Origin of the sequence: Microbacterium kunmingense (assembly GCF_023155745.1) — a bacterium.
Classification (GTDB): domain Bacteria; phylum Actinomycetota; class Actinomycetes; order Actinomycetales; family Microbacteriaceae; genus Microbacterium; species Microbacterium kunmingense.
The window spans coordinates 1-1,342 of record NZ_JAKNUS010000020.1 but is presented as its reverse complement, the minus strand read 5'-3'; the positions used below and the strand labels follow the sequence as shown (position 1 = coordinate 1,342).

1 protein-coding gene is annotated in these 1,342 nt (G+C 65.2%); it reads left to right on the top strand.

Features of this window, described 5'->3' with window-relative positions; all coding sequences use genetic code 11:
• Positions 1-244: 244 nt before the first annotated feature.
• Complete coding sequence (locus MA875_RS17320; protein WP_248243442.1) at positions 245-1,321, top strand: IS110 family RNA-guided transposase; 1,077 nt, start codon at positions 245-247, stop codon at positions 1,319-1,321.
• Positions 1,322-1,342: the final 21 nt, after the last annotated feature.

Below are 1,342 nucleotides of genomic sequence, written 5' to 3'. Positions count from 1 at the left end.
AAGATCTGTGAAGACTTGTCGTGGTGCTGCGCTGGGTTCGGTCTGACCCCGGCCAAGGTATGACCACGGTGTCCTTCGTTCGATTTGTCGACCGGTCCCGGGCGCAGCATCGTGGGGCGTGCCGGCCGGACGGAACTGACCTGATAGGAGCTTGGACTAGAAGCCCCATCACAGACTTGTCGCTCCGCCCGACCGGCTCGCTCCGACCGTCCCGATTCAGCAGCACGGAAGGAGCACTCCCAGCATGACGATCAACACGGAGCCTGTCACGGTCATCGGCGGGGTCGACACGCACAAGCACACCCACTACGCGGCGGTGATCGACACGCAGGGCCGCCTGATCGGTCACCACGAGTTCCCCGCGACAGCACCCGGCTACGCGGCCCTCCGCGGCTGGATGCGCGGCCTGGGCGAGGTGACCTCAATCGGGGTGGAGAGCACCGGATCGTTCGGCGCCGCTCTGGCCCGAGAACTCACCCGTGCTGGTGAGCGCGTCGTCGAGGTGAATCGTCCGAACCGGCTCGCCCGACGCATGGACGGAAAGTCGGATCGGCTCGATGCGGAACAGATCGCTCGCGCCGTCCTCGGCGAGACGTCGACCGCGATCCCGAAGAGCAAGTCCGGCGTGATCGAGGTGATCCGCACCCTCCGCGTCACCCGTTCCAGCGCGGTCAAAGCGCGCAGCCAGGCGTTCAACACACTGTTCGGCGTGATGATCGGAGCGCCTTCGCAGCTGCGAGACGAACTCGTCGACCTCACGAAACGCACCCTCGTGAACCGATGCCTGCGGTTGCGGCCCGAGACCGACAACCTGCTTTCACTTGCCGCCGAGCCCGAGCGGATGCACTTGGCCGCGACCAAGCTGTCCCTACGCGACCTTGCCCGTCGCTGGAAGACACTCGATGAGGAAATCAAACAGCTCAGCGCCCAGATCGCCGTTCTCGTCACCGCGACCGCCCCCGACCTCGTCTCCCTGCACGGCGTCGGCACCGAGCTGGCCGGACAGTTCCTCGTCACCGTCGGCGATAACACCGACCGGATCCGCAGCGAGGGCGCGTTCGCCAAGCTCTGCGGTGTCGCACCCCAACCCGCCTCAAGCGGTCGCACTTCCAGCCGGCATCGGCTCTCCCGAAGCGGGGATCGCGCCGCGAACAGCGCCCTCTACATCATCGCGATCGTTCGGATGCGTCGCCACGAACCCACCCGCGCTTACGTCGAACGCCGCACTGCCGAAGGCCTGAGCAAACGCGAGATCATCCGCTGTCTGAAGAGATTCATAGCCCGAGAGATATACGCCAACCTGCCCCAAATCGTCACTTGACGAATATAGGAGCATCGAACG

Bases quoted from the DNA above. Each gene is read 5' to 3' on its own strand.
- MA875_RS17320 (WP_248243442.1), top strand. From the start codon at position 245: ATGACGATCAACACGGAGCCTGTCACGGTCATCGGCGGGGTCGACACG.